This window comes from Streptomyces sp., assembly GCF_035563135.1.
Taxonomy (GTDB): domain Bacteria; phylum Actinomycetota; class Actinomycetes; order Streptomycetales; family Streptomycetaceae; genus Streptomyces.
The window spans coordinates 1-8,621 of sequence record NZ_DATMVN010000023.1 but is presented as its reverse complement, the minus strand read 5'-3'; the positions used below and the strand labels follow the sequence as shown (position 1 = coordinate 8,621).

Genomic DNA, 8,621 nt, shown 5'->3' with positions numbered 1-8,621 from the left:
GCCGTACCGGTGCTCGCGGACTTGACACCCTTGCCCAGACGAGCCGTCGCGAAGCCGGCCAGCGCGGCACCCGCCAGGAAGACACCGGGGCGACGGCGCGCGAAGTCCTGGAGGTCGCTGACGAGCCCTTGCGGTCCCCGGTCCTCCAGCCTGGCCGCCAGGCTGCGGCCGCGATCGGACATCTGCTTCACCGCGTTGGTGGCCGGTGAGCCCTCCTTGCCACTTTCTCCCATGTCGCCCAGTTCGTCGGCCAGCCGACGGACGTTCTGTGCCAGGCGCCGGGTCTGGGCCCGTGCCTGGTCCTGCAGTTGATCGCGCAGCTCACCCGCGACGTCCCGGGCCCGGGCGGAAGCTTCGCCCGCGACGTCGCCCGCACGTTCCTTCGCGGTGGCGGCGGCATCGGTCGCCTTCTCACTCACCAACCCGATGCCCTCGCCGGCTTTGTCCTGCGCCGTCTGCTTCACATCCGCTGCTGTGCCGTTGTCCGGACGGTTCGCACCGTTGAAGTCACTCAACGTTCCTCCTCGGTCGTCCTGTGCGGGTGACGTACACCTCTGCCCTTTGTCGGGCGCACCATGTTCCATCATGACAACCGAGGCGAAATCTGCCACATGACCAGTTCTGTCCATCAAAGCCTCGAATAGAACCCGTTGCTTCTTCAAGTGCTGTGCGCTGCTCCTGGGAAGGCCGCGCCCTCGGTGACGAGGCCGTGGGCCGGGGGCTGCGAGAGGCGTGAGGGCCTGCGGCAGGGCTGAAGAGGAAGGCCCTGCCTCGCGCCGGACGCACGGTTCTCCGAGGAGGGCGAGTCCCCGCAGCCGGATGGCGACGGGGCCGGAGGGGCCGTCCCGCCCCGCTCCGCCGCCGTGGGCCGGGGACACAGTCCCTGTATGTATCCGGTCGACCGTTCCGGCCGACGTCTCGCGCTTCGTGAACTCACCGGTGAGGACGTGGACGGCGTTTTCGCGATCCACGGAGACCGCGAGGCGACGAGGCACGTGGCGTTCGAGCCGCTTGCGCGAGCGCAGACAGGTGAGCTCGTCGCCCGGTACATGGCCTCGGCCGGCGCCTCACCTCGTAGTGAGTACGCACTCGCAGTCGTCGAGCGCACCTCGGGGGACCTGATCGGGTCCGGCCGTGTGGCCGCCGACCCGCACCAGCCCCGCGGCGCCACCTTCGGCTTCGCGTTGCAGCCCGGGGCCCGGGGGTGCGGGTGCGGGGCCGAACTGGCCCGGTTCCTCCTCGGGTCCGGGTTCGAGGACCTGCACCTCCGCCGGATCTGGGGTGCGCGGTCACCTCTGAACGAGGCGTCGGCGAGGGTCATGGCGAAGGCCGGCATGGTGGAGGAGGACGTCATCCGGCAGCACATCGAGAAGGCCGGCGAGTGGCGTGGCCCGGTGGTCCACGCGATCCTCGAGGACGAGTGGGCGGCGGCCGGCGGCCCGGGAGGCCGTGGAACACCGGGGGGCCGGGGAACGGCCTTCGGCCGAGGGCGCCTTGCTCGCGCTCCGCGTCGGCCGGTCAGGCGGTCATGGTCCGTCGCGAGGGCGCGACGCCGCCCCGTGGCCCGGCGGCGCCGGTGATCAGGACGGTGGCGGGAGCGTGGAGCCGTCCAGCGGGGTGACGCCGAGCCGCAGGAGGGCGGGCGGTGTCTTCCGGGCTGCCCAGGAGGCCTCTTACCCGTCGCACTCTTCTGCAACTAACATGCAACAACTTTATAGATGCAGGAGAGGCATGGGAATGAAGAGCCGACAGATACGAGGTACCGCGGCTGTCGCGGTGGCGCTGGGCATGACGGTCGCCGCGTGCTCGGCGCCGGGGAGCGGTGCGGGCAACGGCAGCGCCGCCGACTCGGTCGTGATCGGAGTGGCCTCGGAACCTGACACGCTCAGCCCGTTGCTCGGTTACGGCAAGGACGGCAACTCGAAGCTCTTCGACGGCCTGCTCGCCCGGAACTCCGACATGGAGCTGATACCGGCGCTCGCCTCGTCGCTGCCCGAGGTCAGCGACGACGCACTCACGTACACGTACACGCTGCGCGAGGGGGTGGAGTTCAGCGACGGCGAGCCGCTCAGTCCCGCTGACGTGGTCTTCACCTACCGCACGGTCCTCGACGGGAAGACGAACAACACGGCCCGGAGCGAACTGGACGCGATCAAGGACGTGAGGGCGGAAGGCGAGGACAAGGTCGTCTTCCGCCTCGATTATCCGTACGCCCCCTTCGCCGGACGTACGGTGCTGCCGATCGTCCCCGAACACATCGCCGCGGAACAGGACCCCAACACGGGTTCCTTCAACACTGAACCGGTAGGCACCGGCCCCTACGTCCTGTCCTCCTGGCGCAAGGGCGAGAAGCTGACCTTCAAGGCCAACCCCGGATACTGGGGTGGAGCACCCGAGGTGAAGACGCTCACCATGGCGATCGTCCAGGACGACGACGTGCGCGCCACCCGGCTGCGCTCCGGTGACCTCGACGGGGCGATACTCCCGCCCAACCTCACCGCCACCTTCAAGGACGACGGCTCCAGGAAGACGTACAGGGCGACGTCCTACGACAACCGCACCGTCACCCTGCCCACCGCGGGCGAGGTCACCGGTGACCGCGCGATCCGGCAGGCCCTGGACCTGGCCGTGGACCGCGGGGCCATGGTCGACAAGATCCTGGACGGCGCGGGCCGCCCCGCCTACGGGCCGGTGCCGGTCGGCGACCCCTGGTTCGCGCCGGAGGTCGAACGCGCCCATGACCCCGCGAAGGCCAAGGCCGTCCTCGACGAGGCGGGCTGGACGGCGGGGACGGACGGCATCCGGACCAGGGACGGCCGCCGCGCCGGTTTCACCCTGCTCCACCCCTCGGGCGACAAGGTCCGCCAGGACCATGCCCTCGCCTACGCGTCCGACGCCAAGAAGGTGGGCATCGACGTCACCGTCGAGAGCGCCACCTGGGAGGTCATCGAACCGCGCATGAAGGACGACGCCGTTCTCGCGGGCTTCGGAAGCACCGGAGACCCCGACTTCGGGCTCTACACCATGCTGCACTCCACCCTCGCCGGTGACGGGTTCAACAACATGGGCCGCTACGACAACCCAGCCGTGGACCGGGCTCTGGACACCGGCCGCCGCATCCAGGGCCAGGAGGCCCGCAAGGCCGCCTACGACACCGTGCAGCGAGAACTCCTCAAGGACCCCGGCTACACCTTCCTCACCCACATCGACCATCTGTACGTGCTCGCCGACCGCTGGGACGGACTGACCACGCAGACCGAACCGCATGAGCACGGCTTCGCCGGCGGCCCGTGGTGGAACGTCGAGGACTGGAAGCCGAAGGGATGACACCGCTGCCCTGGGGTGCGATGGCGCGACTGGCCGGGCGGCGGGCCCTCCACGCCGTCCCCGTCCTGTTCGTCGTCACCTTCGGCGTGTTCGCCGTCGCCGACGCCTCCCCGTTCGACCCCGTCAAGGCCTACGGCGGCACCGCGGTCCTCGGCGCCGACCAGGAGACCCTGGACCGGCTTCGCACCAATCTGGGTGTCGGCGAGCCGTTCGCCGTGCGCTGGTGGGACTGGCTGACCCGGGCCGCCGCCGGCGACCTCGGCGACTCCAGCGTCATGCGGCAGCCGGTCGCCGAGGTGATCGGCGAACGGCTCGTGTGGTCGGCTCTGCTGTGCGCGGCCGCCTTCGGCGTCGCGGTGCTGGTGGGTACCCTCGCCGGGGTGCTCGCGGCGCGCAGCCCCGGATCGTGGTTCGACCGGACGGTCACCTCGCTCGCGTACTCGCTGGAGGCCGCCCCGGTCTTCTGGGTCGCCCTGCTGGCCATCTGGCTGTTCGCCCTGCAATGGGACCTGCTGCCGGCCGGGGGCCTCACGGACACCGGCGACGAACAGGTGTCCGCCGGGCAGGTCCTCAGCCATATGGTCCTGCCGGCCGGTGTGCTCGCCGTCGCCCAGCTCCCCTGGTTCATGCTGTACGTACGCCAAGGCGTCGGCGACGCGCTGGCAGAGGATCCGGTGCGCGGCGCCCGCGCCCGGGGGCTGAGCGAACGCACCGTACTGCTCGGCCACGCCCTGCGCTCCGGTCTGCTCCCGGTGCTCACCCTCATCGGATCCCGGGTCCCCGAACTCATCACCGGGGCCCTGCTGGTCGAGAGCGTCTTCAGCTGGCCGGGAATCGCGGCTGCCACCGTCGAAGCGGCCACCTCCGTCGACTTCCCGCTCCTCGCCGCCCTGACCACCCTCGCCACCGTCGCCGTTCTCGCCGGAAACCTCCTGGCGGACCTGCTGTACGGCCTGAGCGATCCGAGAGTGAAGCTGAGTGAACTGTGACCTCCATGACTGACACCGGCCCAGGGGCGACAGCCGGCACGGAGGCCGAGCCGGTCTGGCGGTCACGTGGCGCGGCCCGCCGGTCCACCCGCACCGTCCGCCTGTACACCTCCGTCACGCTGCTCGCCGCCGTGGTCCTCGCGGTCCTGCTCGTCCCCCCGGTGGTCCAGCTCGACCAGCAGGCCGTCGACCTGTCCGCGAAGCTCCTGCCCCCGTCCTGGGAGCACCCGTTCGGCACGGACGACGTCGGCCGCGATCTGCTGCTGCGCTGTGTGTACGGGCTGCGGGTGTCCCTGCTCGTAGGAGTGGCGGCCGCCCTCACGGCGACAGTCATCGGCACCGCGGTCGGAGCGTGCGCCGGAGCACTGGGGGGATGGGCCGACCGGGGCGTCATGCGTCTCGTCGACACCTTCTCGTCCGTACCGCACCTGCTGCTGGGGATCTTCATCGTCGCGATGTTCCGTCCGGGAGTCTGGCCCGTGGTCATCTCGGTGGCGCTCACCCACTGGCTCTCCACCGCCCGGATCGTCCGCGCCGAGGTCCTCTCCCTGCGGTCCCGCCCCTACGTCGACGCCGCCGTGTCCGGCGGGGCGTCACGGTGGCGGGTGACGGTGCGGCACCTGCTCCCCGGGGTGCTGCCGCAAGCTGCCCTCGCCGCCGTGCTGATGATCCCGCACGCGATGTGGCACGAGTCCGCCCTGTCCTTCCTCGGGCTCGGTCTGCCCACCCACACCGCGAGCCTGGGCACACTCGTCCAGAGCGCCCGTGGCTCCCTGCTCGCCGGGCAGTGGTGGCCGACGCTCTTCCCCGGCCTCTTCATCATCGTTCCCACCCTCGCCATCGCCGGCCTCGCCGGAGCCTGGCGGGAACGCCTCAACCCCCGCCGCCGATCGGAACTGATGCTGTGACCCAGCGACCCCAGCCCCCTGTCCTGTCGGTCCGCGGACTGTCCGTACGTTTCCTCATGCCCGGCGGACGCCAGGTCGCCGCCGTCACCGACGCACACTTCGACGTCGGGGCGGGGGAGTGCCTGGCCCTGATCGGCGAAAGCGGATGCGGAAAGTCCGTCCTCGCCTCCGCCCTCCTCGGCCTTCTCCCGGCCAACGCCCGGACCGCTGGGCGCGCCCACCTCGGCGACCTCGACCTGCTGGCGGCCGACGAGCGCACACTGGCCCGGACGGTACGGGGCAGGAAGATCGGGCTGATCCCGCAGAGCCCGGCCGCGCACCTCACACCCGTGCGCACCATCCGCTCGCAGATGGAGGAGACCGTCGCCCAGCTGACCGGCGTGCGGGGACGCGCCACCGTGCGGGCCGCCGCCGAGGCGGCCGCGGCGCGGGCCGCGTTTCCCGTCGGGCACCTGGACCGCTACCCGCACGAACTGTCGGGCGGTCTCGCCCAGCGCGCCGCCACCGCCCTCGCGCTCGTCGGCGGTGCCCCCCTGCTGCTGGCCGACGAACCGACGACAGGGCTGGACCGCGACCTGGTCGAACACACCGTCGACGAACTGCGCCGTCACGTCGGGACTCCCGCCGGCACGGGAGCCGTCTCCTGCGACGACGCCCCCCGACGCGCTCTGCTGATGATCACCCACGATCTGACAGCGGCTGAACGCATCGCCGACAAGGTGGCCGTCATGTACGCCGGCCGTCTCGTCGAACTGACCGACGCCGCAGCCTTCTTCGGCGCGCCAGGCCCCCGCCACCCCTACAGCCGGGGGCTGCTCCGGGCGCTCCCCGACAGGGATTTCACGCCCATCCCCGGAATGCCACCCGAACTCGGGGACCTGCCCGACGGCTGCGCCTTCGCCCTCCGCTGCGAGCGGGCCACCGACGCCTGCGTACGCCGGCCGCGGACCTCGGACTCCGTCGCCTGCCACCACCCCTACCTGCCGGAGGCCATCCGTGCTTGAACTGCGAGCCATCACCGCCGGATACGACCACCGGGCCCCCGTCGTACGCGGTGTCTCCCTGACCGTCGAACCGGGCGAAGCAGTCGGCCTGCTCGGGCCCAGCGGCTGCGGAAAGTCGACCCTGGCCCGGGTCGCGGCCCTGCTGCACCGCCCCGACTCCGGAACGCTCGTGCTGGACGGCCACCCCGTGCGTGGCTGGCGCCATCGCGCGCCGCGCGCTCTGCGCACCGCCTTCGGCGTCGTCTTCCAGCAGCCCAGGCTCTCCTCCGATCCCCGGCTGAGGCTCGCCGATCTGATCGCCGAACCCCTCCGTGCCACCGGCCGGCGCGAGGAGGCCGACGACAGGGTCACCGAGCTGGCCGCCCCCCTCGGCCTCACCCGGGACCTGCTGCGCCGCCGCCCCCACGAGGTCAGCGACGGCCAGCTGCAACGTGCCTGTCTCGCCCGCGCCCTCGTCCTCCGCCCCCGGTGGCTGATCTGCGACGAGGTGACCGCCATGCTGGACGCGTCGACCACGGCCGCGCTCGTCGAGGCCATCGAGCACTACCGCGCCGCAACCGGCGCGGGACTGCTCGCCGTCGGACACGACCACACGCTCCTGCGCCGCTGGTGCGACCGCACGGTCCACTGGGACGCCCTGACGCCCGCGCCCGCCCGCACACCTGCCCTCGGCGTCCCGGCCTCCGGCTCACCCCGCTGATCCGGTGGCCCCTCCGGTCCGTTGCTTCCCGTCGAACCGAAAGCGGCCGGGGCCCGACCGCCCCGGAGGTGTGGCTGAACACTTCGCCGGGGCCGGGCTGCCCCGTGCGCGTGGCCGCCGCGGGGCTGTTGCTCACCGGACGCGCAACGGCGCGAGGGCCGGAGCCCGGGACCGTGGACCCCGCAGCGTCGGACGGACGAGGAGGATGAGGATCTTCGCCGGGCGCACTTCGTGCAGATCGGCTTCCGAGGGTTCCCTCCGGACGGGTGACTGCTCCGGAGACACCCCCCGGCCACCCGGAGCGGGCGGCGCGGAACTCCTCGTGCTGCCCGCTCCCGCCTGAGGGCCCACCGCGCAACCGGGCGGCGGCATGCTGGTATCCGTCCTCACACCGGCTTCGGTCACACGGCTGCGCCGGTCCGCGGAGAGAGCGGTGCGGAGCCAGGGCCGACGGCCAATAGGGTGGCCCCATGTCTGTCATCCTGAGCCCCACCAAGACCCGCGCCGCCCTCCGCGCTTCGGCGCGCGTATCGGGCGAGTTGCTTCTGGTCCTTGTCATGACCGCGGTGGCGGTGTGGCTGCTGGGTCGCATGTGGTCGGTCGTCTGGCCGCTCATAGTCGGCTTGTTGCTCACCACCCTGACCTGGCCCACAGCCCGTTACCTGCGCCGGCACGGGTGGCCGCCGGCCCTCGCGGCCTCCCTCGTGACGGTGCTGTTCCTCCTGGTGGCCGCCGGGGTCGTAGCGCTGATCGCGGTGCCGGTGGCCTCTCAGTCCGGGGAGTTGACCGACGGTGTGGTGGAAGGCATCCAGAAGCTGCGCGAGTGGGCCTCAGGACCGCCCCTCAACATCGGTGACGATCAGATCACCGGCGCGTTCGATTCCGCGACCTCCCGCATCCAGGACAGTGTCGGCAGCATGGTCACCACCGTCGTCACCGGGGTGAGCACGGTGGTCGACGGCGTGGTCACCGCCGTACTGGCCCTCTTCCTGATGTTCTTCATGCTCAAGGACGGTCCCCGCTTCCTGCCGTGGCTCGCACGGCAGCTGCCCGGCCGGCTCGCCACCGACGTTCCGGCCGTGGCGGCACGCAGTTGGGAGACCCTGGGTGAGTTCGTGCGCTCACAGGCGTATGTCGGCCTGCTCGATGCGGTACTCATCGGCCTCGGCCTGTGGATCGTGGGAGTACCGCTGGTTCTCCCACTGGCGGTACTGACCTTCGTCTCGGCGTTCGTGCCCATCGTGGGCGCGCTGTTCGCCGGTTTCGTCGCCGTTCTCATCGCCCTGGTGTCGAACGGACTGACCGACGCTCTGATCGTGCTGGCCATCATCATCGTGGTGCAGCAGCTCGAGGGCAACGTCTTCCAGCCCATGATCCAGAGCCGCGGGCTCGGCCTGCACGCTGCGGTGATCCTGCTGGCGGTGACGCTGGGCGGCAGTCTGGCCGGCATCGTCGGCAGCCTGCTCGCCGTACCCGTCGCCGCGCTGGTCGCGGTGGCCTGGAACTACCTGCGCGAGCAGCTCGGCGAGCCTTCGCAGGAGCCCGGAGACCATACGGCACCGGGTGGTGCTGCCTCTCCGTCGTAGGGAGCCTCCCCGAGGACGTCCGGGCGCCCGCGCCGCGCGCACCGGCGACGTGACGGCAGCCGGCGGGAGGTGGCCGGCGCCGGCACGTCCGCCCCACGGCCGGAGGG

At 71.6% G+C, this 8,621-nt stretch carries 8 protein-coding genes; 7 read left to right on the top strand and 1 reads right to left on the bottom strand.

Annotation, left to right across the window (positions count from 1 at the left end; translation table 11 throughout):
- The coding region (locus tag VN520_RS01340; protein WP_325744955.1) for a hypothetical protein at nucleotides 1–515 on the bottom strand (515 nt) is incomplete at its 3' end.
- A gap of 372 nt (nucleotides 516–887) precedes the next feature.
- Between VN520_RS01340 and VN520_RS01335 the strand changes: the two genes are divergently transcribed.
- From VN520_RS01335 to VN520_RS01305, 7 genes are all read left to right on the top strand, one after another.
- On the top strand, nucleotides 888–1,580 hold the full coding sequence (locus tag VN520_RS01335; protein ID WP_325744954.1) for a GNAT family N-acetyltransferase: 693 nt from the start codon (nucleotides 888–890) through the stop codon (nucleotides 1,578–1,580).
- Between the two features lie 157 nt (nucleotides 1,581–1,737).
- Nucleotides 1,738–3,327: an ABC transporter substrate-binding protein gene (locus VN520_RS01330; protein ID WP_325744953.1), complete on the top strand. Its 1,590-nt coding sequence runs from the start codon at nucleotides 1,738–1,740 to the stop codon at nucleotides 3,325–3,327.
- Nucleotides 3,328–3,347: 20 nt separating this feature from the next.
- Nucleotides 3,348–4,316 carry an ABC transporter permease gene (locus VN520_RS01325; RefSeq protein ID WP_414719748.1) on the top strand — a complete coding sequence of 323 codons (969 nt, stop codon included), beginning with the start codon at nucleotides 3,348–3,350 and terminating at the stop codon, nucleotides 4,314–4,316.
- Between the two features lie 5 nt (nucleotides 4,317–4,321).
- Complete coding sequence (locus VN520_RS01320) at nucleotides 4,322–5,224, top strand: ABC transporter permease (RefSeq protein ID WP_325744951.1); 903 nt, start codon at nucleotides 4,322–4,324, stop codon at nucleotides 5,222–5,224.
- Between the two features lie 56 nt (nucleotides 5,225–5,280).
- On the top strand, nucleotides 5,281–6,228 hold the full coding sequence (locus tag VN520_RS01315) for an ABC transporter ATP-binding protein (protein WP_325744956.1): 948 nt from the start codon (nucleotides 5,281–5,283) through the stop codon (nucleotides 6,226–6,228).
- On the top strand, nucleotides 6,221–6,928 hold the full coding sequence (locus tag VN520_RS01310) for an ABC transporter ATP-binding protein (RefSeq protein ID WP_325744950.1): 708 nt from the start codon (nucleotides 6,221–6,223) through the stop codon (nucleotides 6,926–6,928). The genes VN520_RS01315 and VN520_RS01310 overlap by 8 nt, the downstream gene beginning before the upstream one ends.
- A gap of 470 nt (nucleotides 6,929–7,398) precedes the next feature.
- The gene (locus VN520_RS01305) at nucleotides 7,399–8,514 is read left to right on the top strand and encodes an AI-2E family transporter (protein WP_325744949.1); all 1,116 of its coding nucleotides are present in this window, start codon (nucleotides 7,399–7,401) and stop codon (nucleotides 8,512–8,514) included.
- Nucleotides 8,515–8,621 lie beyond the last annotated feature (107 nt).